Source organism: Brenneria izadpanahii, from assembly GCF_017569925.1.
GTDB lineage: Bacteria > Pseudomonadota > Gammaproteobacteria > Enterobacterales > Enterobacteriaceae > Brenneria > Brenneria izadpanahii.
The window spans coordinates 3,029,948-3,055,769 of record NZ_CP050854.1 but is presented as its reverse complement, the minus strand read 5'-3'; the positions used below and the strand labels follow the sequence as shown (position 1 = coordinate 3,055,769).

The window sequence follows — 25,822 nt, the reverse complement described above, 5'->3', positions numbered from 1 at the left end:
ATATCCATCCCTTTGTTGAAAAATGTACGATACTTTGTAAAGCATAACGTAAAAGGTACTGAGCATGATAAAAGACAGTGATATTGAATTCGTACTTAAAACGGTAAAAACCATTGCACTTGTGGGGGCTAGCGAAAAAACGACGCGGCCAAGCTATGGCGTAATGGCTTATCTGCTTGAACAGGGCTATGAAGTTATACCCGTTAGCCCCAAGTTGGCCGGGCAGGTTTTACAGGGACAAAAGGTCTATGCCAGTCTGGCTGAAATTCCGCAACGCGTGGATATGGTCGATGTATTCCGTCAACCGGAAGCCGCGTATGGGATCGCTCAAGAGGCAATCGACATTGGCGCTAAGGTATTGTGGCTACAACTCGGCGTGGTCAATGAACAGGCTGCGAGTTTGGCTCGCGCTGCGGGATTGCGGGTTGTTATGGATCGCTGTCCTAAAATTGAAATCCCACGTCTGGGGTTAGAAAAATAAAGCGCCGATCGCATTTACCGGTTTAACGCCATAACCGGTAAATGTTGACTGATCGGTCATAAGGCATGCATCAATGGAGTAACTGCGGTGCCCGGCGTTGAATAACTTTTGCCAGTTCTTCTAATGAAGGATGTTCGTCCTGGTATGGTTCTTCTTTTATTAATTGGGCTTCCGCCAGATAAGTATGAATAGGCTGCCCTTCATCATCTTCCATTACGACATGATACCAGGGAGCCGTTCGCAGCGTATCGTGAGCGTTTAATTCTTCCCACTTAGGTGCTTCTAATGAATATTCGGGGTCGATATCAATAACGACACCCGGATACCCCAGTAGTTTATGACGAATCTGCTGCCCGATTCCAAATTTACAGATGATCATATAATCTCCTGAGAAATCTACAACACTCTCTAAATGGGGGGCGCTTTCAGCTTTTTCAAGTAGTGCGAACAGTTCGCAAGCTTATTTTTTGCACAGAATTCTTTGGTTGAATACTATGATATTAGTATGAGTCATTTTTGGGCTGATACCGCCGGGTTCATAGGTGGTTGCTTCACATAGACGAAGCCCAACAATGATTAAAAGAAAATAGGAGAGGGGAGATGTCAACAGTATCCATAGCCGCCTACGTTTATGGCATGGTTCAGGGGGTCGGTTTTCGCTATAGTACGCAGCACCGGGCTATGCAGCTAGGCCTTAACGGATATGTACGCAACAGTGACGATGGCAGCGTTGAGGTTATCGCCTGCGGCGAGCATCAGGCTGTTGAACAACTGGTCGAATGGCTGAAACAAGGGGGGCCACGCAGCGCCAGGGTGGAAAAGGTCCTCACTGAGCCACATGGCAAAGCTGATTATAAAGGTTTTAACATTCGCTATTAACGTCAACGCCTATATGCATTTGACTGGTTTGGGCAAGCCTGCAATTTTGGTTGCCTGTTTCGCCGGGCCTTTGGGGAATAATCGATATAGATAGCGGCTATTGCCTTTTTCTTCACCATATTTTTGCGCCATCGCTTTAACCAACATGCGAATGGCCGGCGATGTATTGAACTCCAGATAAAATGCCCGGACAAACCGGACGACCTCCCAATGTGCGTCAGTAAGCGAAATACCTTCCTGCTCTGCTAATACCGAAGCTAGAGCTTCGTTCCAATCAGCGCTGTTCATCAGGTATCCCTGAGCATCCGTTTCAATGGTTCGGCCTTCAAACTCCAACATATTTCCTCAGGCGTAATGTGACACCGCGTCAGTTTAACAAAAAATTCTTTTGCTAAGAATAAACAAAAGCCCCGCAGAGCGGGGCTTTCATCCGTCATTGGTGATGATTAATCGTTACGCATAATGCCCAGAATGCTTAACAGGCTGACGAAAACGTTATAAATCGAGACGTAGAGGCTGACTGTCGCCCGAATATAGTTGGTTTCACCGCCATGAATGATGTTGCTGGTTTCCCAGAGGATCGCGCCGGCGGAAAATAGAATAAACAGCGCGCTGATGGCTAAATGCAGCGCCGGAATATGCAGGAACAGGTTGGCGATCACGGCGACCACCAGTACCACAAAGCCGGCCATCAACATGCCGGACAGGAAAGACATATCCTTACGGGTTGTCAGTACATAAGCTGAACAACAGAAGAACACCAGCGCCGTACCACCCAACGCAAGCATAATAATGTCGCCGGAACCGGCTGATATCAGCATGCTCAATAGCGGGCCCAGCGTGTATCCCATGAACCCCGTCAGCGCAAAGGCGGCCAGAATGCCTGCCGGGCTATTTGCCAGCTTGTGAGTCAAAAACATCAGACCATAAAAACCGACCAGCATTAATATCAAGCCGGGCGCAGGCAGATTAAGCGCCATGCTGGCCGTTGCCGTGACGGCGGAAAAGCCTAATGTCAGCGATAGCAGGAAATAGGTATTGCGCAATACCTTATGGGTGCTAAGCAACGAGCTTTCGCGGGTTGATGAAACAATACTACGATCCATATTAGCGACTCTCTCTTTCAGGGGGCCATTATTCAACACCCAAGAGTAAATAGTTACCAAACGTTATTAAAGGCGTTTTACCCTTCTTTACGCTGTAAGTTGATATATTTATGAGCATTATGGCGATTTTGCGCCCATTCGAGCCATAAAAGACTATTTTTCAGGCAATTGAGCACAATGATGCTTTACAAGCCCCGGCTCTCTGTTTATAGTGCGCGTCATTGCGGAGGAGTGGCCGAGTGGTTGAAGGCACCGGTCTTGAAAACCGGCGACGCGAAAGCGTTCTAGAGTTCGAATCTCTACTCCTCCGCCACTCATTCAATAAAATCAATGAATTGAAGGTGGTTCGTTGGTTTTATTCTGCATAAACTGCAGCATAAAAGCTCCGTAGAAAGGGGCTTTTTTTGTTTCTGGCCCCTCTGTTTTTTCATCTTTTTTCCCTGATTGCTTATTTTCCCCCCTTCATCTTCGTATCTTCAAAAATTGATCTTTAGCCGTTGCTACGTGTTGGAATCGGTAGTAAACCCATTGAGAGATTTCAGCGAACGACACGAAGGGACGCGGATGAAAAAACAATAGAAGTCATAAAAGCAGCAAAGTAATGGTTTATAGAAACAAAGTGTATTGTGACGAAAGAATCGCAAGGTATGGTACATTTTCATCCTATCGATGGCGATGTTGCGAGGAAACTGTTGAAATGAAGAAAATCTATACTATTTTAGGAATAGATTTTGAACTTGATATCGCCAATATATTTGATGAGTTATCATCTATTGATTTTTATAAAACAATAGATGAACAATTAATGGTTTTAGATGAGGATTTATTATTACTCACATTTAAATCTGGTTATATAGTAGATGTCGGTTGGTATCCGGCTTTTGAAAAAGATGGCCGTTTTGTTATAAGTGAAATTATTGATGGCAATTGGAACGAGCCAGCGTACCAGTGTGCTGCGGGGTGGGATAGGGATGAATTAATAAATAAAAGAAATAATATATAAATTGAGTGATATTTAGACCCGCAGGAAAAATAGATTGCTGGAGTGTTCAATGAATTTTCACATAAATACCCACGCCCATGCTGCGGTAAGCATGAATTTGTTATTATTATCTGCCATACGTATTTATGGTTGAATATGTATAGCTTTTAGTATGTCTTCAATATGATTTTTTGCTCGTTTAAGTAATAACGTCTTTTCGTTTTCGTGATATTTTTTATCGATTAAACGTTCTTTAATTTCCCTATATGACTTTAAATGCTTACGGAACTCTTCTTTTTCATTCTGATCTAAACACTTGATGACGTTTTTAATCACACTGAATTGAACCTTTTCCGTTAAGTTAAGTTTCCCAGTCTCAAGTTCTCTGTGCCTTTCTTCAAAAAACAACACCAAAGGCTCAACGAGTCTGTTTCTTTCTCTTTTCTGTTTGTTTTTTCTATATATTATAAAAACAGCATATAACATAGCTGTTAATATAATAATGGTATATATATACAGTTTAGCCTCCAATGCTTAGCGTTATGTTATAAGAATGCTGGTTAAGATTTTATCAGAATTAATTCTACAGTTCTAGACAGGTTTTATTATTTAAGGGGTAAAAATGCTTAGGCTGCTTTAGATGGAAGACCTGTTTTTTGTGCGTTTTTCATACTCAATGCGTGAAACATAGACATAGACGTCCAGCACCTCATCGAACTTATCGTTTTCTGCAATACGTTTATCGTGTCCAGCATCTGGAGCTACAGATTTTCTTCTTCTTCGCCTAGATAAATTTCTCTTTAACGAAATCCATTACCAACAGGCGGGATGAAACGCTGGAAGATGATCTCCTGACGAGGCTTAGTCTCTTGTTATCATAATTTCTGCCTCTGGTTATTCATTTTTATCCCCTTCTTACCGTATCTTTAAAAATAATCCTTAGATGTTGCAACATGTGAAAATTAGTAGTAAATACATTGAGATAGTTTAGGGGACAACAAGAGGAGGCGAGGGAAGGCAAGCGCGGTCATGAACGTAACACGAATAAAGACGTTATTGAGCACCTCCGGAGTATGCTTCCCTAATGGCGTAATGCGCATAGTGTGTGAGTCAGTTATTAGGATGTTCGGGTTTGGGCCGAGCGCCAACAAAAAAACGATCGCCTTCAGGATTATCCCCATGCAGCTGTGGCTCTGGGCGAAATGGAGCGACGATGAATTCTCTATGAGCAATTTTCACTGCTTCTCTATTTAATTATTGTAATGAAAAATATATTTATAAGGGAAATTTATGTTTGTTATTTATAAGCCAATTATAAGAAATTTTTTGCTGGTGACAGCAGTGCTGGCTATTATGTTGGCAGCGGTCCATTACTCGCTTCGTGGTGTTGAACATTTTTTTGGCATAGATTTGTCTAGATTTCACACTTACTTTTTTTGGTTTTTTGGTTTTTTCTTTGTGGTGGTGATTCTTCAATTATTCTTTGGTATTTTGACGAATTATAACTTTAAAGATGGCATGCCGAAAATTTCTAATGGAATTAATAATGATGTTCGTTATCCTCTTATGGATGAGTCGGATGCATTAGTGGTGAAACTATCTTGTCTAATGGATGTGGGTGATATGCGAAACAATCGTGTAGAGCATGCCAGATCTTATATAAATAGCCGAGAAGCTTATACTGTCAATAAAAAAACCAACGAATTAGGAATTATATGCAATTCTGCTTATGATTATCTTGTGTTAAGTTATGATATAGATACGAAAACAAAACTTATTAATTTTGTCAGAGGTTTGTTGAGTTCTCTACCAGAAGAAAATAGACCGGATGTCAAATCAATATTTAGTGATGCCATTTCCATTTTGGATAAATTTTCAGCAGTAACACTGACCCAACTTGAAAAACATCATAATACTACAATACCTTTTGTCGCATTTAATCTGCAACGCGCGGCCATGCTGGTTCGCTGGGGGCTTACGTGTAATATGATAAATGATGAAGAATGGAACTTGTTTAAAAAAGAAATTCAGGATGCCTATCAGTTGTACTTTGGTGATACCGGTTTCGGAAAGTTCATCTATGACTATCTCATCGCTGTCTACTTATTCCATGCTGAAAATAATCTTGGGCTGATTCGGGACCGTTTATACGGTATCACCGAATTACAAAAAAATAATTTTTTGTCTCTGTCGTGGGAAGAGATAAATTCCTTAGCCCCGGTAGCAAATAGCTAAAATATAGAGGTATAGGGCAATAAGTCATTGAGCCGACTATTGACTGTAAAGTAACCGCTTCGCCCATCCCGCAGCCAAATATAGAGGGCGTGGCGGTTTCCTGCCGGCTCAGGATTGACGCCAGATGTTGGCCTGCGCGCGGCGAGCCGGCCAACATATATAATAAACACGTGTAGTGCTTGCTGGCTTTGAAAACCATCAGCCAGCCCCTAAACAGCCGCCGGGCTCAACGCCGAGCTTCAGTTGCCATTTTTACTGCCAGCGATGCCAGTATTGTCCCCATCATCCAGCGTTGAAATACTCCCCATTTCGGATGTCTCATAAGAAAATTCGCGATAGAACCCGCGGCAATAGCGATTAACGCATTAACGAATACGCTGATGGAGATCTGGGTAAAACCCAGCGTAACAGACTGCGCAAAAACGCTGCCTTTAGCCGGATCGATAAACTGCGGTAATAGCGAGAGATAGAGTACCGCGGCTTTCGGGTTCAGTAGGTTGGTGAATAGTCCCATGAGAAACAATTTGCGCGGGCTATCTTTAGGCAAATCCCGTAATTGGAAAACGGCATGGCCGCCGGGACGAATCGCCTGCCAAGCCAGCCATAACAGATAAATTACGCCGGCAAAACGAATAGCGTCATAGGCGTAGGGGACGGCTATCACCAGAGCGGTAAGACCGAAAGCCGCGCAAAGCATATAAAAGATGAAGCCCAGGGCAACGCCGCCCAGTGAAATCAGTCCGGCAATCCGGCCTTGGCAGATGGAACGGGAAACCAGGTAGATCATGTTTGGGCCAGGGGCAAGCACCATACCTAAACAGATGAGAGAAAAAGCAATATAGTTAGTAGTATCAGACATAGGTGCTCCCCATTTGCGCATTGGCGGATAAACAGATCATATAAATATATTTCCTTGTATTAGCGGATGATAAGACGAAAACCGAGAATGGCCATTACACATCCGCTCATTCGATCCAGTGATGCTTTATAGCTTAGGTAAACATGGCGTGGTTTGTCGGCTGAAAGTACATAGGCAACAAACCCATACCACAGCAAGTCAATCAGAAATGCGATGATAGGTAATACCATGTATACGAATATGGGTATTTTATGGCTCAATATTGCGGCAAAAATGCTGCCGAAAACTATTGCGGTATTCGGGTTACTCAACTGAGTAAGCAATCCGGTAATAAACGCTTTTCCGAAACTCATTTCTGCGGTGGGTGACGTATCAACGGTCAATGGCGTCCCGGCCCTACTAAACATCTTTATTGCCAGCCATATCAGATAAAGGCCGCCAGCCGTTTTTAAAGCTGTGTGCAGCCATGGAACCAATGTCAAAATTGAATGGAAGCCCAGTAACGCGATAGCGGCGAAAATCAGGCATCCTACTCCCATGCCGAGTGCTGAACCCATTGCGGCTTTACGTGAAGAGGCCACTGCGGTTCTGGCCACTAAAATAAAGCTTTGTCCTGGGCTCATCGCGCCCAGGAGAATTGCTCCTGATATGGTTAAAATGGTCAGTACCATACTTTCCGTGCCATTCCGCCTTGTTTGAAATGTAAAACCATATTGATAATGTACAGAATTTACAAACCTATTATCAAAATATATTGGAATTCATCGCGTTGCTTATGTCTGATGGAATGAGTCGGCTGAAGCGTTCGGATTTCGGATAGATTGGTCAGATTTTTCTGGCGAAAATCTGTGAAGACCTCATGGGAAATGCTGGTGGAATGGCCGGCGGATTGATGCAATATATTAACGGAAATAACGTTTGCCGAATAAAAGTGAACGAGATCATGGTACTGAATGGCAAGGCGAGCTAGTCTTTTTCTATGAACGGTTCACAAAGAAAGAGGCTGTCATGTATAAAACTATTTTAGTGCCTGTTGATATTGAAGAAGATGAATTAACCAAAAACGCACTAATCCATGTGGTAAAGCTGGCAAAAGTATCTGATGCCACGGTGCATCTTTTTCATGCGCTGCCGGATGCCTCGGCGTTTTTGTCCGCTTATTCTTTCGGCATAAAAGAGTTTGAGAATGAAGCCGTGGTTAAAGCTAACGACAGATTGAAAGCGCTCATTAAAACTATTGATCTTCCTGCTTCCCGTCTGTCATTCAGCGTGAGCTTCGGTACGCCGCGAGATGAGGTATTGCAACTGGCGCAGGAAATCAATGCCGATCTGATCGTTGTTGGTTCCCGCCGGCCGGATGTAAAAACCTACCTGCTTGGATCGAATGCCGCCGCGATTGTCCGGCATGCCAAAACATCGGTATTGGTCGTTCGTTAGATTGATTGCCGGCTTATGTCTGTCGTGCAGAATAAGCCGGTGACTTACCTTAATTGACTATCTTTGCTGCCACGTCGGTTATAGCCGCTGTTTAGGATATTCTTCTTGTCAAACTGCTCTTGGCATTCGATGCAATATCGTACCCCGGGTAAGGCCTTACGACGGGCCTCCGGAATCTGGACGCCGCACTCATCACAGTAATGTGCGCTTTCCCCGTTATTTAACTGACGACGAGCATGCGCGATGGCGTCATCCACGGTAGCATCAATTTGATCTTGAACGGCCCCATCATTTGACCAGCCACTAGCCATGATTACCTCCGGAGAATAGTGAACCTTTTCTTTCTTAGTATTGGGGGGATTTTGTACGATTCAAGAATAAATCCGGCAATTGTTTTGATGAAAGTGAAGATAAAAGCCGCCGACAGGCGGCGCTTGCGGCGCGATGGCCTTCCTGAACTAGTCGGCGTCAGCCAGCGTGATTTTCGTAACGATCGGCGTATTCAACGCGCGCAATCAACTGGTCGATATTCTTATCTGAAAACACTTCTATGCCATGCGCCTTCAGCAGTTCGGCCGTCACGCCATTTCCTGACGTTTGCGTACCGTCAAACTTACCGCTGTATATCACGTTGCTGCCGCAAGATGGGCTTCCTTCCGTCAGTAACGCAAAGCGGCAGCTATGTTGTTCCGCCATTTGCAAGGTTAGCCAGGCACCTAGAATATAGCGCTCAGTAACATCCTCGCCGCTTGCCTCCATAACTCTGGCGCCTTGTGCGATTACCGCGTTTCCGTCCCGTGTGGGAATAATTTCCGCGGAAGGTCGGGGCGTGGTGAATCCGGCGGCCAATTCAGGACAAAACGTTACCAGGCGTGATTGCTTTCGCCACTGCGCAAGATACGCCTCGACCGATTTTTTAGCGGAACCGTTATAACGTACGGGGAAGCCAGATAGACAGGCGCTAATCAGGATTTTATTCATAGGCGGGATATTGCGTAAATATAGCTATCATAGCCGGGTTGATTTCAAGCGCAAGTACTCTTCGGCATGGATTGGGTTCGCTAAAAAATAGAAAAAAGTAAAACGACAGGGAAACTTAACGGCCAGGTAAGTCCTATTAACAACGATGTCAGGATCCTAATAATCAGGGAGTTGTCTCTGCTTAGCAGGAATGTGACGAATAGTGAAATAGCGAAGCCGATGAAGTAGATGAGCTTAATTGATTCCCACAGGGTCTGGTGTGGCACGTTTGTTTCCTTTTATTCCAGATGCGTCCGCATTCTATGCCGTTAATATTTTATGATCAATTTTTTAACCCATTGATTCCATAATCGCTTCTTTCACTTACTTTCCCGCCAGCCTTGGCCAGCTGATTTTGACGCATTGGGACAAGGCCTTATCTACATCATCTCCGGCTAACGGCCTTGTTTTGTACTACAGTGAAATAGAAATGGTCTTCTGATTTCACAGGGATATCTTTTATGAACAGGGTGCTTGGGTCTGGGGCCTTGGCTATGATTATGCTTTTTGCGTCAATCCATACTATGGCGCAGCCACATAAGATTTCTGATGAGCAGGTCAAAGAACTGATTATTCAAGAATCAATTTCTTCTTATCCGGGCCGCTGTCCTTGTCCTTATAATGTCGCCCGTAACGGGAGTCAGTGCGGTAAACGCAGCGCATGGAGTCGCGCCGGCGGATATGCGCCAATTTGCTATAAAAACGAAATTTCGGCGAAAATGATTGCTGAATGGAGACAGCGGAAGGGATAGTTGTTGTATTCCTTTCGAGGGTAAATAAGCATGCTAATATTTTGAGTGAAAAATAATTAGTAAATTAATAACACATCAAGTTATGACAGAAATATTAAATTTTTATGTCAGTATGGACATTGTTTAAAGACTATCATAGCTTGTTGTTTTATCCCACGAGAAAGGTAATAAAATGAGTGAGATATCTAGCCTATCACTGAAGGTCCCGTCGGATCTGAAGGAAAAGATTAAAGCTGCAGCACTGGAGAATGGAGTTTCGATCAGTGCTGAGGTGAGTGCAAGGTTGCTGCGAAGCTTTGATGAAGGTGAAAATTCGTACTCATCCTCAGTGGAAGCGGTAGACAATCAAGACACGAAAGAAGACGAAGAAACGCAGTTAACGCCAAAAGAAATTAAGAAAATCAGAGCATTACTTAAAGACAAGGCCAAAAGTTCTTCAAAGAAAAAGTAATATCCGCTTATCAAGCATGCTATATCATAACGCCTATGTTGCCGTTCGTTGTGATATAGCAATGCTGCCCGCCGGTAACTAAAGTTAAAATTTGTGATGCAATTCAGTAAGGTTCCCCCGTTTTTTGCCGATAAATGCTATTCATATCATTTGTGGAGGCAATTATGTTAATGGGAACTCTTAAAGAAACCATGGTTTTTGTACAAGATGATGACGCCGGACGTCATCGGTACGAGATCTACAAGAGTGACCATCAAGGTGGGTATTTCGCTGTTATATATGTTCAAAAAACCGTTTTGCTGAATGATACGGCGATAGCCACCTGGGTTATTGATAATCCACAGTGGCATATGAAATCACATTATATCCCTAACGCCCGTATGGAATGCGAATCTCACTGGAAAGAAACATACAGAATCTTGGTGTAAATATATAAAAGCGGCAAAGAGAATAAGAAATTATGCCTTTTTTCGCTTTAGGATTTAACAGCATGATTTACTGTTTAGTATTTATTTAATCGGCGAAGTTAAATACCAGGATTTTAATTAACCATTAATTTAAATCTAATGGATTATTATCGGCAAAAATTCTGTCGCAGCGAACGTAGAAAACGCGACAGCGCATCTCATAATTCTCATGACCGCCACAGATTCCCTCTCAATGGCGGTTTTTTTTGCTGGATATGATGACGTGCTCAGAAAATAGCCGTTAGCTCGTTCGATTCAGACGCCAGCGAATCACATCAATCAATATAAATAACGCCAGGCTTACGCCCATAACCGGTAAACAGACGGCCAGCAGGGCGGTAACGACGATCAATATCAGCCTGGGGAAAGGGCGGATTTGTAATAGTGCCTGGGTCAGCGTGTTAACGGGACTGTTGCCCCTCTGAGGCTTCGGCCGTCGAATCCACCACATCCGGTATCCCCAGATAATGATTGCGCAGAGCCCGAGGCCGAAAGCGGCTAATACTAGCTGGTTGGGTAAACCAAACAGAACGCCCATATGTGCATCAACGCCCCAGCGGGTCAGTTTGGCCGCCAGCGGGAAAGTGGAAAAATCCGTTCTATCGACGATCTCAAGCGTTGCGGGATTAACCGCAACGGCATCAACCTGTGTCGGCCATGCGCGATCAATTTCAGCGACAGTCCACGCCTGATTAGCTTTACCGGCCGGTTTTATTTCGATCTTCTGCGCATCAATGCCCGCTTTTCTGGCCGCGGCTAATACCCGGTCAAACATTTCCGGCGCGTTTTCCTGTCCCTGCGGATGCGGGAGCGGCATCGAGGCGCGATGTTCCGCATGTTCGTCAGCGTGCATATGTTCGTGGGCGGACATCGGCGTATTGATCAACTGCGTATTTACCGCGGGCGTTTGCCAGCCTAAGTGGTTGCGCGCCACGGAGATATTTTTACCGGCCCACTGCGACCAGGTTAGCCCGGTCGCGGAAAAGAACAGCATACCAACCATCAGGCATAGCCCCATGGTTGTATGCCAGTGGCGTAATCGCCGTTTTTGCGCTGCCGGAGTTGGGTTCATTTTATTGTGTCGGCGTTTGTTGACCGAGGTTGAACGACGGGTCGCGCCCCATATGAGGAATCCCCCCAACGCCGCTACCCATAACCAGGATGCGGCTAGTTCACTGTAGTTGCGTCCAATATCGCCAAGCAATAATCCCCGATGCAGATAATCGATCCAGGTACGAAACGGTAGGACGCCGCTGGTGCCATAAACCGTTTCATCGCCACGAATTTCCAGTGAGATCGGGTCAATAAAAATAGCTCTGTTTTCCGATGGTCCCAGCCCTTGGTGGGCAAACATCACTCTGGTGGTCTCACCTTGAGCGGGCGCAGGACGAATGGCGGATAGTCTGGCCTCATGGTGATGTCCGAGCGCGGCTTGGGCGGCGGTAATTTGTTCCTCCAGCGACCGGGGAACGCCATAACTTTCGGTAAAAAGCTGATGCGCATAAAGTCGGTTTTCAATTTGCGGCGTCAGCACATATAGCGTGCCCGTAAGCGCGGCAATGAAGATGAACGGCCCAACGAAAATACCGATATAAAAATGAAGACGAATCAATAACGCAAGCATCGCGGCGCGTGGCGATATGGTATTTGATGACCCGCTGTGCGCGGGAGGTAACGCTCCCTTAGGCGTAGAGACTGGCGATGCCTGATTTTTAGAATGCGGCATAAAACCTTCTGAAGTCGGTTGGCAAAAATAACCAAGCCAAAAGCGATATCCGAAAAGAATATTGCAGCCAGGTTTGTTTTGGAAATGCCCGTAGGCTTATCGGCGTATATTCAGTAAGGTGGCGCGCGTGGAGCCGGGGAAGAGAACTTCTCGAACGGGATAACGCAGGATAGGCATAGGATAACGCGGGCATGAGAGAAATAACGTGTTAGCGCCACGATGATCTCGTGTATTTCTGGCAGCGCGGGAGTATAAGAAAAAAGGGCGCAATAGCCGCAGGCGTTGTGATCGGCCATGGAGGCGGGATTCGGCGGTGAAGAATGGCGTGTCTGGCTGCTATTATGCGCGCCGGACACGCCATGCACGGCATGGTGATGTTCCGTTGCAGATGCGCTCAGCGCTTGGGCGGTGCCATGATTGCGGTGGACCAGCGTTTGTGAAATCACTGGCGCAATGGAAATGGCTAATATAGCGAAGATACCGAACCAGGCCGGGAAACTTCGCTGCCGTCGCGGAGGCAAAAGCATAAATATGGCGTTAAAGCGTTGTCGGATTCAGTGGCGGACACTGTACCTTATTTATTTTGATTTTGTTACATAAATGTTTTGTGGCGGATTGATCGCGCGATGGGGATGGATATGACCGCTATCGCCTGAAGATGACTCAGCCTGGTAAACGGAATATTCCTGAAGCCAGGGCGTAGGGGTATCCGATATAGTAACGGTGAAAGTTGTTAAATACGCATCGGGATTTTATCTTCTCATGCATCTGGATAAATGACGCTTTAATGGTTACGGGAGGCAAGATTGTTGCCGACGCTGTTAAGGCAAAGTGGAGCAAGCGGCTTTTTATGTATTTTTATGTAAATGCGCGACTGATTTGATGTAAGCATGGTCGAAAGGTTTTTAGCACGGAAAGTAAGCGGGAAGTAACATGTTATCTGTTTTCCATTTTTTATCCGGACTATCATCTATTAGCGTTCAGGTTGCCTAAACGCTGACCTATTATGATGAATCATATCTTTATCAAGTTGTCGGAAAGCTAACTTATCCATTAATATGGATTTTAATTGATTGAAGCACACGAACAGGGGGAGTTGTGCTGGTTAATAAACTTGGGTCTAAACAGCGGGCCGTTGGCCTTTGCTGGCTTTCAGCGATAACCGTGCTGTCTTTAAGTGCAGCACCGGTATGGGCATTTTCTATTGACGACGTTGCTCAACAAGCGGAGGCGTTGGCGGCTAAAGGCTTCGACGCGCCGAAAAGTAATCTTCCAGCTCAATTTCGTGATATGAAATTTGCTGATTATCAGCAAATTCAATTCAATCAGGAAAAATCGTACTGGAACACGTTGCAGACGCCATTCAAACTGCAATTTTACCATCAGGGCATGTATTTCGACACGCCGGTAAAAATTAATGAAGTCACTGCTACGACGGTAGATGAGATTAAATATTCAGCAGATTACTTCAATTTTGGTTCAGTCAACCATGACCCCGAAACGGTGAAGAACCTCGGTTTTGCCGGTTTTAAGATTCTCTATCCAATTAATAAAGCGGATAAGAATGATGAAATCGTCAGCATGCTGGGCGCCAGTTATTTCCGCGTGGTGGGTAAAGGGCAGATTTATGGCTTGTCTGCGCGCGGGCTGGCTATTGATACCGCGCTGCCTTCCGGCGAAGAGTTCCCGCGCTTTCGCGAATTCTGGATTGAACGTCCTAAACCGGCTGATAAGCATCTGGTGATTTACGCCTTGCTGGATTCGCCGCGCGCGGCCGGGGCCTATCGCTTTGTTATTTATCCGGGAAGCGATAGCGTCGTTGATGTTCAGGCTAAAGTCTACTTGCGGGATAAAGTCGGTAAGCTGGGGGTTGCGCCGTTAACCAGCATGTATCTGTTTGGGCCTAATCAGCCGTCTCCAACGATGAATTATCGTCCGGCGTTACATGATTCCAATGGCCTGTCGATTCATGCCGGCAATGGCGAATGGATTTGGCGTCCGTTGAATAATCCTCGGCATCTGTCCGTCAGTACCTATGCGGTAGAAAATCCGAAAGGGTTCGGTTTATTACAGCGTGGCCGCAATTTCTCCTCTTATGAAGATCTTGATGACCGCTATGATCTGCGTCCAAGCGGCTGGATCGAACCGAAAGGCGACTGGGGTAAAGGCAAGGTTGAACTGGTTGAGATTCCGACAGCCGATGAAACCAACGATAACATCGTCGCTTTCTGGACGCCGGACGTTTTACCTGAAGCCGGTAAACCTCTGGATATGAAGTATCGTCTGCGCTTTACCAGCAATGAGGATCAGTTGCATTCGCCGGATATCGCCTATGTCCAGCAGACCCGCCGCTCCACTGGCGATGTCAAACAGTCTAATCTGATCCGTCAACCTGACGGCACAATTGCTTTTTTGGTGGACTTTGTCGGCCCGACGTTAAAAGAGATGGATGAAGCGACGCCGGTTACGTCTCAGGTAAGCGTTGGTGATAATGGCGAGGTTGTTGAAAATAGCGTCCGCTATAACCCGGTAACTCATGGCTGGCGTTTGACGCTGCGTTTGCGTGTGAAAGATAACAAGCAGCCGACAGAAATGCGGGCTGCGTTGGTTAATGGTGAAACAACATTGACTGAAACCTGGAGCTATCAGCTACCTGCCAATGAATAAGTCAACTTCTCCTCTCGATTATATCGAGAAATTGCCCTTGTCTGCGGAGCAGGCAAGGGCGCTGCGTGAAAAGCTACCAAAATCAGAGCCTATCGATCAGTCTGCATTGCATCAGGTATTGTCTGATGGCAACCAGGTCAAGAGCCAGTCGGAAGACGATGTAACGCTGAATTCGGTTCAGTCCCGTTTGGAGATGGCCTGGTCTGATGATCTGAATAACGATAAGTTGTTGGGTAAAGATACCGAAGGACGGACGGCATTGCAGGCTATGCCTAAGATCACGCGTTCTTCTATGTTTCCTGATGTCTGGCGGACCAACCCGCTGGTTCGCTGGTGGGAAAGTTTGCTGGGGCGGACGGCGCCGCCACGTCACCATTATCATGACGCCAGCCCAGAAGAAACCATTGCTGAAAACAGATGGCGTATGGTCGGGACAATGCGCCGCTATATTCTGCTGATCCTGACGCTTTTTCAGACAGCTGTCGCAACGTGGTATATGAAAACCATCCTGCCGTATCAAGGATGGGCGCTGGTCGATCCGTTTGAAATGGCCGATCAGCCGTTGATGCAGTCATTCCTGCAACTGCTGCCTTATGTGTTGCAGAGCGGCATTCTTGTTTTGTTTGCGGTGTTGTTCTGCTGGGTTTCGGCAGGCTTCTGGACGGCGCTGATGGGGTTCCTCCAGTTGCTGATCGGACGGGATAAGTACAGTATTTCTTCGACGACGGTTGGCGATGAGCCGCTCAATCCCGATCATCGCACTGCGCTTATCATGCCTATCTGTAACGAAGATGTAGAGCGTGTTTTTGCCGGTTTGCGCGCCACGTATGAATCCGTGGAAGCGACCGGAGCGCTCGACCACTTTGATATTTATGTGCTAAGCGACAGCAACGATCCGGATACCTGTGTCGCCGAGCAAAAGGCCTGGATAGATCTTTGTCGTGATGTAGGCGGAGCCGGGCGCATTTTTTACCGCCGTCGCCGCCGCCGCGTGAAACGGAAAAGCGGCAACATTGACGACTTTTGCCGTCGCTGGGGCAGCCAATACAGTTATATGGTCATTCTAGATGCCGACAGCGTTATGAGCGGCGAATGTCTTACATCGCTTGTCAGGCTGATGGATGCGAACCCTAATGCAGGGATTATCCAGTCCTCGCCGAAAGCTTCAGGCATGGATACGCTGTATGCGCGTTGCCAGCAGTTCGCCACCCGTGTTTATGGCCCGCTGTTTACCGCCGGTTTGCACTTCTGGCAGTTAGGCGAATCTCATTACTGGGGACACAATGCCATCATCAGGGTGAAGCCGTTTATTGAGCATTGCGCTCTGGCGCCGTTGCCGGGCGAAGGTTCATTTGCCGGCGCAATTCTTTCGCATGACTTCGTGGAAGCCGCATTGATGCGCCGGGCGGGGTGGGGCGTCTGGATTGCCTACGATCTGCCGGGCAGCTATGAGGAATTACCGCCTAATCTGCTGGACGAGCTGAAGCGCGATCGCCGCTGGTGTCATGGCAACCTCATGAACTTCCGGCTGTTTCTGGTTAAGGGGATGCATCCGGTTCACCGCGCCGTATTCCTTACCGGCGTGATGTCTTATCTGTCCGCGCCGCTGTGGTTCATGTTCCTGGCGCTATCAACGGCTTTGCAGGTTGTGCATACCCTGATGGAGCCCCAGTATTTTCTGCAACCCAGACAGCTCTTCCCCGTATGGCCGCAATGGCGGCCGGAGTTGGCGATCGCCTTATTCTCCACAACGTTGGTATTGCTGTTTTTGCCGAAGTTGTTAAGCGTGATCCTGGTTTGCGCCAAGGGCGCGAAGGCTTATGGCGGCGCTTTCCGGCTGGTCATTTCGCTGCTGATGGAGATGGTGTTCTCTGTTCTGTTAGCGCCGGTCAGAATGCTGTTTCATACGGTCTTTGTCGTCAGCGCATTTTTGGGCTGGTCAGTACAGTGGAATTCGCCTCAGCGTGACGATGATGCGACCCCCTGGGGGGAAGCCTTTGTTCGCCATGGCTCCCAGTTAGTGCTGGGTCTGGTTTGGGCGATCGGCATGGCGTGGTTGGATCTGCGTTTCCTGTGGTGGCTTGCGCCGATTGTATTCTCATTGATCCTGTCGCCGTTTGTCTCTGTTTATTCCAGCCGTGCTTCGTTGGGGCTGAAATGTAAACGAGCCAAGCTGTTATTGATCCCGGAAGAGTATGACCCGCCGCGCGAGCTGGTGGCGACCGATGCCTACTGGCAGCTGAATCGTCAACATAAGCTGGAAAATGGCTTTATGCAGGCGGTGTTCGATCCTTCGATTAACGCCCTTGCCAGCGCGATGGCGACGGCCCGTCATCGTTTCAGCCAGGCGATTGAGGATGTCCGCCGGCAGAGCGTCAGTGATGCGCTGAGCCGAGGACCGGAAGAGGTTAACAATAATCAGCGTCTGGCGCTGCTGAGCGATCCCGTGACGATATCTCGTCTTCACTATCACGTATGGCAGAAGCCGGAACAGTACGCCGCGTGGTCCGAGTATTATCGGAAATTACCAGCGCCGTATATTAAGGGATAAGATTCTTTTCCCCGTTAATGGAAAAAGCAACGGCCTGCGCTGTTGCTTTTTTTTTGCTCTGCGGTCGGTCTGCGGATGAGGCGTATCTTCACGTAATCATGCTGGCGCTTTTACGCCGCGGTTATATACTCGTCATGCTGTAAGTTACATGTGCGCGGGCTTTGTTGCTCGGACCATTCATGGGCCTCGCCTCGTTGCGGCTGACTTTCCGCAGCTTGAATTATTTAGCGGATAGGCGGCGGGGGATATCAATCTCCCGGCAGCTCAAGTTTCGAGCTACGAAGCTGTAAACTTCGCCAGGAATAGATCACGTTTGCCAGGACCACTAACGCGGTAACGATAAATACGGCCCGGAAGCCATAACTGGCCGAAATGGATGCGCCGATTATCGGGCCGGTCACATTGCCAACATCGCGAAACGATTGGTTATAACTGAATATTCGTCCGGCAACGTGATTGGATGAATGGTAAATCAGTAACGTTTGCACCGCGGGCAGTAACGCGCCATCCGCAGCGCCTAACAGGAAACGGAGGACGCCCAGCTGCCATGGCGTCTGAACGAATGCCATGGGAATCAGCAGCAGGACGGACACGATCAGCATGGCGATCAGAATACGTTCCGGGCCGATTTTATCTCCTAATTTGCCGAGTTTCGGGGCGCTGATCAGCGCGGATACGCCGGGTATGGCGGCGATCATTCCGCTGATAAAAGCCAGATTCTGAGTGTGTCCGGCTAAATCGCGCACGAATAATGTCAGTATCGGCGAAATTGAGCCGGTAGCGACCTGAATGATTAACGTGGTCACAAACAGACTTAATACCAGCTTGGGATTTTTTAGCGATGTCATTACCTGGCGGCCGCTTAACATGTCTTTCTTGCGGACTGCGGTAAAACGCTCCTGAACATAAAACAGCGTGGTCAGAAAACAGATGAACAGCACGGCGGCGGTGACGAAAAATACCGGACGCAATCCATAGGTATCGGCGAGATAGCCGCCAATCAGCGGGCCGAGCAGCGCGCCGCTGACGGCTCCGGTCGATAAGGTTCCCAGCGCCCATCCGCTTTTGTTCCGTGGAACCTGTGTGGCGATCAACGCATTGGCATTAGGAACAAAACCGCCCAGAACGCCGAGAGCGGCGCGCAGCAATAGAAATTGCCATATGTTTTGCGCCAGCCCCATGAGTACCATCACGATGCTCATGCCCAGCGCCGAACGCAGTAGCATCAGTTTGCGGCCTTTGCGGTCGGCAAGGCGTCCCCAAAAGGGAGAGGCGATGGCGGAAAACAGGAAAGTGATGCTGAAAACCACGCCGGACCACATGTTTAACGCTTCATGCCCGCTGACGCCCAGCAGTTCGACATAGAGAGGAAGAAACGGCATGACCAGACTGAAGGCGACGCCGGTAAAAAAACAGCCTAACCAAGCGACATAAAGATTACGCTTCCAATCAATAGGCTCCGATTCTGGTGTCATAAATTCCCGATAACGAGGTTGGCGTTTCGATCCTCACTTTGAGATCCCTTGGGTATATGTGTGAGGATAAACAAATTACATAGCAGGCGATCTATTAAGTATGTGCCGCTTAAAAGATATCAGCAAGATGATCATCATTAATCCCTAAAAATTCAGCATATTTTAGGGGGCAATGCCGCTTGAGCGAGCCTGCATCCACGCCGTCTGACGTGAATGAGGCTGATGTGATATTAATAGAGCGAGGGTTCGCCTTCCGGGCGCGTTTTAAAACGACGGTGCAGCCACATGTATTGATCGGGCGCCAATAGGATATTTTGCTCGACGATTTTGTTCATCCATGCCGCCGTTGCTTCTTCATTTTCCAATGGGACGTCTAATTCTGCCGGCTGGATCAACAGCTCGTATCCCTTACCTTTCGGCAGGCGGCGTGGCACAAAGGGCACGATGGCTGGTTTGGCGGTCTTGGCTAAAATATAACTGCCCACCGTTGTAGCCGCTTTATTTACGGCAAAAAGCGGCACGAATACGCTACTGCGCGGGCCATAATCGTGATCGGGGGCATACCAGATAATCTCACCTTGTTTAAGCGCTCGAATCATGCCTTTAAGATCCTTCCGATCCAGCATGGATTTGTTTGAACGCATTCTTCCCCAGGTCTGCAACCAGTCAATCAGCTTATTATCGTTAGGACGATAAACGCCGATCCCCGCATTTATTATGCCGAAGATGCGGGCGCCGAGCTCCAAGGTCAGGAAGTGCAGCCCGATCAACAATACGCCGCGTTTTCCCGCTCGCGCCTGCTGCATATGCTCAAAGCCTTTCACCGTAAACCAGCGTTCTATACGCCAGTCAGGCCAGAACCATGCCATGCCGGTTTCAAGTATCCCCATGCCTACGGCTTCAAAATTCTTTCTGACCAGCTCATTCCGCTCTGCCTTCGGCATATCCGGGAAACATAGTTCAAGGTTTCGGGTGGTGATTTCAACGCGGCGCGGCAGCAGACGCATGGACAAATGGCCGAGACCGGTGCCGATAAAATAGAGCAGGGGATAGGGCAGCAATACCACCAGGTAAAGCGCGCCGATACCCAGCCAGGTTAACCAATAGCGCGGGTGCAATAGTGAACGATTAAAAATGGGGAGTTGTGTCATGGCCTCAGTATCAAATTCTGGTGCCTTTAGGCACTCATACCGTTAAAAAGAATAAATGGGATTGTCACTCAACAGGATAGATTATTACGGCACTTTAATGGGAAAACAAATTTGCGACGTGCTATAGCCTGATTTTTATACAAAAAAGCGAGTGGGCGCCTAATGATAACATTTGCCGCCGACAGTGTGTAACCGTTGATGCCATTGATAAAGCGCGTTTGATTATCCAATGAAGCGAATCCCCGCCTGTATGGCGGGGCGTGGTTATCGTATCGGCTTTATCGTTTGAATATCCCTCTGGCATAACCGGGCTCGCTACGCCAGTATTGGGGGGCGCGGTTACCTGGGCGCCCAATCTGGCCGCGGCATGCCAAGGCCAGCGCGGATTAAAGAGAATAGCGCGAGCCAGCGCAACCGCATCGGCTTCGCCGGTGCCGACAATAGCTTCGGCCTGTTCGGGTTCGGTAATCAGCCCGACGGCGATAGTGGTAATGCCGACTTCCTGTTTGATCTTTTGCGCGTAGGGCACCTGATAATTCGGCCCAGGATGAATTTGTTGTTCTGCTGAGAGGCCGCCGCTGGAGACGTGAATGAAATCACAGCCCAATGCGTGCAGCGCTTTACTGACTTGAACGGATTGTTCCAGATCCCAGCCGCCTGCAACGCCGTCTGTTGCTGAAATTCGCACGCCTACTGCCTTATGTGGCGGGAACGCCTGACGAACAGACTTATAGACCTCCAATACCAGACGCATCCGGTTTTGAAGCGAGCCGCCGTATTCATCTGTTCGGTTGTTTGTCAGTGGCGATAGAAATTGATGCAATAAATAGCCGTGCGCGGCGTGAATCTCTATCAAATCAAGACCGAGACGATCCGCCCGCTTGGCGGCGTCGACGAAGGCAGCGATCAGCCGGTTGATTTGCTGGCGGGTCATTGGCAGTGGTTTATCGTCGCCCTCATTATAAGGAATATCTGACGGCGCAATTGTTTGCCATCCGCCTTGATCCTTTCGAAGCGTGGCGCGTCCGCCCCAGGGGACATCCGTGGAGGCCTTACGTCCGGCGTGAGCAAGCTGGATCCCCAGCGGCATATCCGAGTATTTTTTTACCGACCGGATGACGGCGGCCAGAGCTTCTTCAGTACCGCTATCCCATAAGCCGAGATCTTTGGGCGAGATGCGGCCTTCTGGCGTAACGGCGGTGGCTTCAATGATCAATAACCCTGCGCCTGAATGAGTGAGATTGCCCAGGTGCATGCTATGCCACGCCGTCGCCTTGCCGTCTTCGGCGGAATATTGGCACATCGGCGCGATGATAATACGGTTAGGAAGCGTGAGCTTACCGATAGACAGCGGGGAGAATAGTTGACTCATATGATGACCTTAGATTGTGATATCTCTTGGGGGATGGAGAGTACCGATCCAGATTAAAATAGAGAGGTAGCCTTCTCTCCTTAAGATCGCCGTTTCACCTTCCGCTGTCAATTTCGCATCCTGACTTAAGTCCCGCAATCAGGTATGATGCCGGGCCATTTAATCCGTCGGGATCGACGTGGCGGTGAATGGTAATGATTAACCTCAATGAAGACAGGAAAGTACACCATGCCAGTGTTACATAACCGGGTTTCCAATGAGGAACTGAAAGCGCGAATGCTTGCTGAAACCGAGCCGCGAACCACAGTTTCTTTCTATAAATATTTTACGATCGATGAGCCGAAAGCATTTCGCGATCGCCTGTATAGCCAGTTTGCGCAGCTAAAGGTCTTTGGGCGGATCTACATCGCATCGGAAGGGATTAATGCGCAAATCAGCGTGCCCAAGAATCAGTTCGAAGCGTTTAAAACAGTGTTATTCGGCGCGCATCCCGCCCTTGACAATGTTCGCTTGAACATCGCATTGGACGATGATGGAAAATCATTCTGGGTGTTGCGGATGAAAGTTCGTGAACGCATTGTGGCCGATGGTATCGACGATCCGACGTTTAATCCGGCTAATGTCGGCCAGTATCTGAAAGCCGAACAGGTTAACGCCATGGCCGAAGACCCGAATACGCTCTTTGTTGATATGCGCAATCATTATGAATATGAGGTCGGACATTTTGAAAATGCGCTGGAGGTTCCCTCGGATACTTTCCGCGAGCAACTTCCGATGGCGGTAGAAATGCTCAAGCATGAGCAGGATAAGAATATCGTCATGTATTGCACCGGGGGGATTCGGTGTGAGAAAGCAAGCGCTTATATGCTGCATCACGGCTTCAAGCGCGTTTACCACGTCGAGGGCGGGATTATTGAGTATGCGCGCCAGGCAAAAGCTCAGGGGTTGCCGTTGAAGTTTATAGGCAAAAACTTTGTGTTTGACGAGCGGATGGGGGAAAGGATTTCTGATGACGTTATTGCGCATTGTCATCAGTGCGGCGCTCCTTGTGATACTCATACCAACTGCCGTAATGAAGGTTGCCACCTATTGTTCATCCAGTGTCCGGCGTGTGCGGAAAAATATGAAGGGTGCTGTAGCGTAAACTGTCAGGAAGAGCGTCGGCTGCCACTGGCGGAGCAACGCGCCCGGCGCAGCGGTCGTGAAAATGGCATGAAGATTTTTAATAAATCCAAAGGGTTATTAAAATCCACATTGCATATCCCCGCCCCAGACGGCAAGGATGAGCGGAAGTAGCGAGCTTAAAAAGCCCTTTCGTCAACTGAAAGGGCTGTAACCGACTATCGTTGATAACTTATTTCTGGCGAACGCCTTCGACGGAAATAATCAATTCAACTTGTTGAGAGGCCGGCCCCAAATCCTGGGTGATATTAAAGTCTTTCAGCGCGAGGGTTCCTTTGGCTTCAAAACCGGCGCGATAATTGCCCCACGGGTCATCGCCTTGACCAATCAGTTTTGCTTCCAGCGTCACGGGCTTGGTTACGCCATTCAAGGTGAGATTTCCGGTGATATCGTATGCCTCACCGTCTTTTTTCACTTCCGTGGAGGTGAACGTCGCCTGCGGATATTTGGATACATTCAGAAAATCCGCACTGCGGATGTGTTTGTCACGTTCCGCATGATTAGTATCGACGCTATTGGTATTAATGGTGACATTCACTTTATCCGCGGCAGGATTGCTTTCATCAAAAGTAAACGTCCCGTCAAAATCGTTAAAGCCGCCATAAATCCAGCTATAGCCCAGATGGTTAATGCGAAACTGGATAAACGCGTGCTGGCCTTCCTTATCAAACTTGTAATCGGCGGCTAAGGCCGATCCGGCAGAGGCCAGTAAAGATGCGGCAGTCAGGCCCAGTAGTGTTTTCTTCAGCATCGGTATTTCTCCATTAATTCATAAAAGTTAAGAGATGTTGCGGCCCAACATCCGTTTCAAGGTCGTATCACCATCTATGAAGTGGTGCTTTAATGCGGCTAACCCGTGCAGAGCTGACAGCGCTACCACCACCCAGGCAAGATAAAGATGCACGGTACCGGCAATGTCGGCTTGATCCGTCAAACCGCTTAATGTAGCTGGAATAGAAAACCAGCCAAAAACTGAAATAGGTTGCCCCTCGGCTGTGGAAATCAAATATCCACTGATTAATATCGCAAATAAAACAACGTAAAGAGCAATGTGCGCCAGCGTGGCGCTGATGCGGGTCAAGGTTGAATAGCTGCTCAATGGCCGCGGCGGAGGAGAAAAGAAGCGCCAGATTACGCGGAATATCATAACGGCGAAAAGCAATACGCCGATGCCTTTATGGATTTCAGGCGCGCGATGATACCAAACGTCATAGTACCCCAATGACACCATCCAGAGCCCTAACGCGAACATGCCGTAAACGGTTAACGCGACGGCCCAGTGGAGAAGAATACTGACATGACCATAACGAGATGAGGTGTTACGCCAAAGCATAGCGGTGACTCCTTATCAGGTGACCTGTACAATTTTGCAAACTTAAACATGTCTAAACACAAAAGCAATATAAAGTCACATTTTTTAACACTCAGTCGAACTTCAACAGTTTTTTTGAATTTGAAGTCATATCTTGTTCAATCTGATGGAGTGAGCTGATAAGGAAAATCATTTACGGATGCTTCACTGCTGTTCGCGCGGAAGAATGAGATTGCTACTCACTGGGCTGTTAATTAGCTGAATAATTGTGCGGTGCGTTACTATCTGCGGCGATCGTGCGGGCAAGCGAATAAGGCGTGGTAAGAATTATTGCGGATTAGAACGGGGGAAAAATACAGAGTAGCGGTAAAAATAACAACACCGTCAGTAAGACGGCGTTGTTATTGGGATCGTAAATCAAAAATCAATAAATCTGGTATAAAAATAATGGTAAACGTTATCAATGGCTAATGCTTTCGATAATCAAGGGATTGACAATCGGTTGATTCAATTTTAGCAATGCCAGCTTCAAGTATGTATATGAGTTTTCTGGCTACATCTGTCGTTAACCATAACGTCCGGTCAACTTGCGCTTCATCTGGAGCCTGATCCGAGGCGGATAAATAGTGTAAACGGATCATCATGGCGTCATAACTGTCAACGGTACTGATGTCCCAACCTACAAGAGGATGTGTCTGAATAACTTCATTTTCTCTATCCATAAATACCCCTTACTGACTAGTTACTAACATGAGTGACTAACGAGGTTTAAGGCGGCTCCTTATTTAGAAGAGCATTAACAGTATATCGTCGCTTATTTAATTTATGAAAAATATTTTAAAAAAATCTGCAAAAATTTTTTTCCGTACACTAATTAAACAGTCCGGGACAAAATGCATTTATCCGGACTGTTTCGGAAAATTGAATAAATGAGAATCTATTCGGTATTTAAACCGGCATTTTTCTCTAATGTGGCGACAAAACGGGCAAGATGTTTTTTCATCATCGGATCCCGATTTTCATTTTGAGATTCCAGCCGCAGGTTGTGGATCAGCAACTGGTTGGCTTTTTCATCAAGGCAGAAAACCAGCGATGAAAATGCCAGCTCCAGTGCGTCAATCTTGCGCTGCTGTGCGCCGATCAGCTCCAGCAGTTCACCGAATGTCATTGCCTCTTCCGGTTTTTCTACTGTCATAATAGGTATCCTCAGTCATAACAGGATGGCAAGATGCCCGATACAATAGTCATTACAGCCTATAACCTATCATTCAGCCAAATCTTTCAACAGACTAAATTTACTCGCTCCGTCCGCGGGGCTCGCCCTTCGGACCGTTGCAAGCGGCGCTGGCGTTAAAAAATTTTTATTCTGGTATAAACCAGTCGTCCGCGCTTTCCCAGGTTTCTTGCAGCAATTCGGATATACGCTCTTTGTCATCTTTATTGCCACCCAGCACGCTAAGGTTATTGGCAGCGGCATAACGAATATTAATTGGGGTATCTGGGTAGTGCTGGTGAATTCGTCTCCCCAACTCGTGCGTCAGTGCTTCAAGAGCGCCAGCGGGAAGAGGGGACGACTTTGCTATGGTAATTTCGACACGCATAATTGCCTCCATGGATAACTGTTTATTTATACAGTTATCCGTAAAAAAGAACAAGTGACGAAAAAGGATATTTGTTAAGCCGCGTTCACCATGCCGATTGATTCTTGCGCATCCCA

The 25,822-nt window shown here is 47.5% G+C and carries 29 protein-coding genes, 1 tRNA gene and 1 pseudogene; 12 read left to right on the top strand and 19 right to left on the bottom strand.

Annotated elements, in window-relative coordinates:
* Positions 1-67: 67 nt before the first annotated feature.
* Positions 68-481: a CoA-binding protein gene (locus tag HC231_RS13700; RefSeq protein WP_208231335.1), complete on the top strand. Its 414-nt coding sequence runs from the start codon at positions 68-70 to the stop codon at positions 479-481.
* A gap of 70 nt (positions 482-551) precedes the next feature.
* Here the strand turns inward: HC231_RS13700 and hspQ are convergent, their stop codons facing one another.
* Positions 552-860 (bottom strand): heat shock protein HspQ, encoded by a 309-nt coding sequence (gene hspQ, locus HC231_RS13695; protein ID WP_208227181.1) that lies wholly within the window; start codon positions 858-860, stop codon positions 552-554.
* A gap of 221 nt (positions 861-1,081) precedes the next feature.
* Between hspQ and yccX the strand changes: the two genes are divergently transcribed.
* Entirely contained in the window at positions 1,082-1,360 is a 279-nt protein-coding gene (yccX, locus tag HC231_RS13690) for an acylphosphatase (protein ID WP_208227180.1), read from the top strand.
* Positions 1,361-1,369: 9 nt separating this feature from the next.
* On the opposite strand, the gene tusE is transcribed toward yccX, so the two are convergent.
* Together tusE and yccA are read right to left on the bottom strand one after the other, a co-directional pair.
* Positions 1,370-1,699 carry a sulfurtransferase TusE gene (gene tusE, locus HC231_RS13685; protein WP_208227179.1) on the bottom strand — a complete coding sequence of 110 codons (330 nt, stop codon included), beginning with the start codon at positions 1,697-1,699 and terminating at the stop codon, positions 1,370-1,372.
* A gap of 107 nt (positions 1,700-1,806) precedes the next feature.
* Positions 1,807-2,466 carry an FtsH protease modulator YccA gene (yccA, locus tag HC231_RS13680; protein WP_208227178.1) on the bottom strand — a complete coding sequence of 220 codons (660 nt, stop codon included), beginning with the start codon at positions 2,464-2,466 and terminating at the stop codon, positions 1,807-1,809.
* Between the two features lie 225 nt (positions 2,467-2,691).
* Between yccA and HC231_RS13675 the strand changes: the two genes are divergently transcribed.
* Both HC231_RS13675 and HC231_RS13670 read left to right on the top strand, forming a co-directional pair.
* Positions 2,692-2,779: transfer RNA gene (locus HC231_RS13675), tRNA-Ser, on the top strand.
* 384 nt (positions 2,780-3,163) lie between these two features.
* Positions 3,164-3,469 (top strand): hypothetical protein, encoded by a 306-nt coding sequence (locus HC231_RS13670; RefSeq protein ID WP_208227177.1) that lies wholly within the window; start codon positions 3,164-3,166, stop codon positions 3,467-3,469.
* A 123-nt stretch (positions 3,470-3,592) separates the two neighbouring features.
* On the opposite strand, the gene HC231_RS13665 is transcribed toward HC231_RS13670, so the two are convergent.
* Complete coding sequence (locus tag HC231_RS13665; protein ID WP_208227176.1) at positions 3,593-3,979, bottom strand: hypothetical protein; 387 nt, start codon at positions 3,977-3,979, stop codon at positions 3,593-3,595.
* Between the two features lie 759 nt (positions 3,980-4,738).
* Between HC231_RS13665 and HC231_RS13660 the strand changes: the two genes are divergently transcribed.
* Positions 4,739-5,683, top strand: coding sequence for a hypothetical protein (locus tag HC231_RS13660; RefSeq protein WP_208227175.1), 945 nt, complete (start codon positions 4,739-4,741; stop codon positions 5,681-5,683).
* A 226-nt stretch (positions 5,684-5,909) separates the two neighbouring features.
* Here the strand turns inward: HC231_RS13660 and HC231_RS13655 are convergent, their stop codons facing one another.
* Together HC231_RS13655 and HC231_RS13650 are read right to left on the bottom strand one after the other, a co-directional pair.
* Positions 5,910-6,542: a LysE family translocator gene (locus HC231_RS13655; RefSeq protein ID WP_208227174.1), complete on the bottom strand. Its 633-nt coding sequence runs from the start codon at positions 6,540-6,542 to the stop codon at positions 5,910-5,912.
* 59 nt (positions 6,543-6,601) lie between these two features.
* Positions 6,602-7,213 carry a LysE family transporter gene (locus HC231_RS13650; RefSeq protein ID WP_208227173.1) on the bottom strand — a complete coding sequence of 204 codons (612 nt, stop codon included), beginning with the start codon at positions 7,211-7,213 and terminating at the stop codon, positions 6,602-6,604.
* Between the two features lie 337 nt (positions 7,214-7,550).
* Between HC231_RS13650 and HC231_RS13645 the strand changes: the two genes are divergently transcribed.
* Entirely contained in the window at positions 7,551-7,979 is a 429-nt protein-coding gene (locus HC231_RS13645; protein ID WP_208231334.1) for a universal stress protein, read from the top strand.
* 44 nt (positions 7,980-8,023) lie between these two features.
* Here HC231_RS13645 and HC231_RS13640 read toward each other — a convergent pair whose 3' ends face one another.
* The 3 genes from HC231_RS13640 to HC231_RS13630 all read right to left on the bottom strand — a co-directional run bounded on the left by HC231_RS13640 (position 8,024) and on the right by HC231_RS13630 (position 9,226).
* Entirely contained in the window at positions 8,024-8,290 is a 267-nt protein-coding gene (locus tag HC231_RS13640; RefSeq protein WP_208227172.1) for a DksA/TraR family C4-type zinc finger protein, read from the bottom strand.
* A 157-nt stretch (positions 8,291-8,447) separates the two neighbouring features.
* A complete protein-coding gene (locus HC231_RS13635) occupies positions 8,448-8,960 on the bottom strand; it encodes a 2-thiouracil desulfurase family protein (RefSeq protein ID WP_208227171.1) in 513 nt (170 codons plus the stop codon).
* Between the two features lie 80 nt (positions 8,961-9,040).
* Positions 9,041-9,226 carry a GhoT/OrtT family toxin gene (locus HC231_RS13630; RefSeq protein ID WP_208227170.1) on the bottom strand — a complete coding sequence of 62 codons (186 nt, stop codon included), beginning with the start codon at positions 9,224-9,226 and terminating at the stop codon, positions 9,041-9,043.
* Between the two features lie 234 nt (positions 9,227-9,460).
* Here HC231_RS13630 and HC231_RS13625 point away from each other — a divergent pair, with 234 nt between their 5' ends.
* From HC231_RS13625 to HC231_RS13615, 3 genes are all read left to right on the top strand, one after another.
* Positions 9,461-9,751: a hypothetical protein gene (locus tag HC231_RS13625; protein ID WP_208227169.1), complete on the top strand. Its 291-nt coding sequence runs from the start codon at positions 9,461-9,463 to the stop codon at positions 9,749-9,751.
* Between the two features lie 172 nt (positions 9,752-9,923).
* Positions 9,924-10,202, top strand: coding sequence for a hypothetical protein (locus HC231_RS13620; RefSeq protein WP_208227168.1), 279 nt, complete (start codon positions 9,924-9,926; stop codon positions 10,200-10,202).
* Between the two features lie 164 nt (positions 10,203-10,366).
* Positions 10,367-10,630, top strand: coding sequence for a hypothetical protein (locus HC231_RS13615; RefSeq protein WP_208227167.1), 264 nt, complete (start codon positions 10,367-10,369; stop codon positions 10,628-10,630).
* Between the two features lie 280 nt (positions 10,631-10,910).
* On the opposite strand, the gene HC231_RS13610 is transcribed toward HC231_RS13615, so the two are convergent.
* Complete coding sequence (locus tag HC231_RS13610) at positions 10,911-12,395, bottom strand: PepSY-associated TM helix domain-containing protein (protein ID WP_208227166.1); 1,485 nt, start codon at positions 12,393-12,395, stop codon at positions 10,911-10,913.
* 110 nt (positions 12,396-12,505) lie between these two features.
* On the bottom strand, positions 12,506-12,922 hold the full coding sequence (locus HC231_RS13605) for a DUF2946 domain-containing protein (protein WP_208227165.1): 417 nt from the start codon (positions 12,920-12,922) through the stop codon (positions 12,506-12,508).
* 571 nt (positions 12,923-13,493) lie between these two features.
* Here HC231_RS13605 and HC231_RS13600 point away from each other — a divergent pair.
* Together HC231_RS13600 and mdoH are read left to right on the top strand one after the other, a co-directional pair.
* Complete coding sequence (locus HC231_RS13600) at positions 13,494-15,062, top strand: glucan biosynthesis protein G (protein WP_208227164.1); 1,569 nt, start codon at positions 13,494-13,496, stop codon at positions 15,060-15,062.
* Positions 15,055-17,613: a glucans biosynthesis glucosyltransferase MdoH gene (gene mdoH, locus HC231_RS13595; RefSeq protein ID WP_208227163.1), complete on the top strand. Its 2,559-nt coding sequence runs from the start codon at positions 15,055-15,057 to the stop codon at positions 17,611-17,613. Before HC231_RS13600 ends, mdoH begins: the two co-directional genes overlap by 8 nt.
* Positions 17,614-17,861: 248 nt before the next feature.
* On the opposite strand, the gene mdtG is transcribed toward mdoH, so the two are convergent.
* The 3 genes and pseudogenes from mdtG to HC231_RS13580 form a co-directional block, all read right to left on the bottom strand.
* Positions 17,862-19,088 carry a multidrug efflux MFS transporter MdtG gene (gene mdtG / locus HC231_RS13590; RefSeq protein ID WP_208227162.1) on the bottom strand — a complete coding sequence of 409 codons (1,227 nt, stop codon included), beginning with the start codon at positions 19,086-19,088 and terminating at the stop codon, positions 17,862-17,864.
* Between the two features lie 230 nt (positions 19,089-19,318).
* Positions 19,319-20,239, bottom strand: coding sequence for a Kdo(2)-lipid IV(A) acyltransferase (locus HC231_RS13585; RefSeq protein WP_208227161.1), 921 nt, complete (start codon positions 20,237-20,239; stop codon positions 19,319-19,321).
* 278 nt (positions 20,240-20,517) lie between these two features.
* Positions 20,518-21,611, bottom strand: a pseudogene (locus HC231_RS13580) (NADH:flavin oxidoreductase/NADH oxidase).
* Positions 21,612-21,839: 228 nt separating this feature from the next.
* On the opposite strand from HC231_RS13580, the gene trhO reads away from it, so the two are divergent.
* On the top strand, positions 21,840-22,907 hold the full coding sequence (gene trhO, locus HC231_RS13575) for an oxygen-dependent tRNA uridine(34) hydroxylase TrhO (RefSeq protein ID WP_208227160.1): 1,068 nt from the start codon (positions 21,840-21,842) through the stop codon (positions 22,905-22,907).
* 58 nt (positions 22,908-22,965) lie between these two features.
* Here the strand turns inward: trhO and HC231_RS13570 are convergent, their stop codons facing one another.
* From HC231_RS13570 to dinI, 5 genes are all read right to left on the bottom strand, one after another.
* On the bottom strand, positions 22,966-23,541 hold the full coding sequence (locus tag HC231_RS13570) for a YceI family protein (RefSeq protein WP_208231333.1): 576 nt from the start codon (positions 23,539-23,541) through the stop codon (positions 22,966-22,968).
* A gap of 30 nt (positions 23,542-23,571) precedes the next feature.
* Positions 23,572-24,126 (bottom strand): cytochrome b, encoded by a 555-nt coding sequence (locus HC231_RS13565; RefSeq protein WP_208227159.1) that lies wholly within the window; start codon positions 24,124-24,126, stop codon positions 23,572-23,574.
* A 446-nt stretch (positions 24,127-24,572) separates the two neighbouring features.
* On the bottom strand, positions 24,573-24,827 hold the full coding sequence (bssS, locus tag HC231_RS13560; protein WP_208227158.1) for a biofilm formation regulator BssS: 255 nt from the start codon (positions 24,825-24,827) through the stop codon (positions 24,573-24,575).
* A gap of 215 nt (positions 24,828-25,042) precedes the next feature.
* Positions 25,043-25,300: a hypothetical protein gene (locus tag HC231_RS13555; RefSeq protein WP_208227157.1), complete on the bottom strand. Its 258-nt coding sequence runs from the start codon at positions 25,298-25,300 to the stop codon at positions 25,043-25,045.
* A 166-nt stretch (positions 25,301-25,466) separates the two neighbouring features.
* On the bottom strand, positions 25,467-25,706 hold the full coding sequence (gene dinI / locus HC231_RS13550; protein ID WP_208227156.1) for a DNA damage-inducible protein I: 240 nt from the start codon (positions 25,704-25,706) through the stop codon (positions 25,467-25,469).
* Positions 25,707-25,822: the final 116 nt, after the last annotated feature.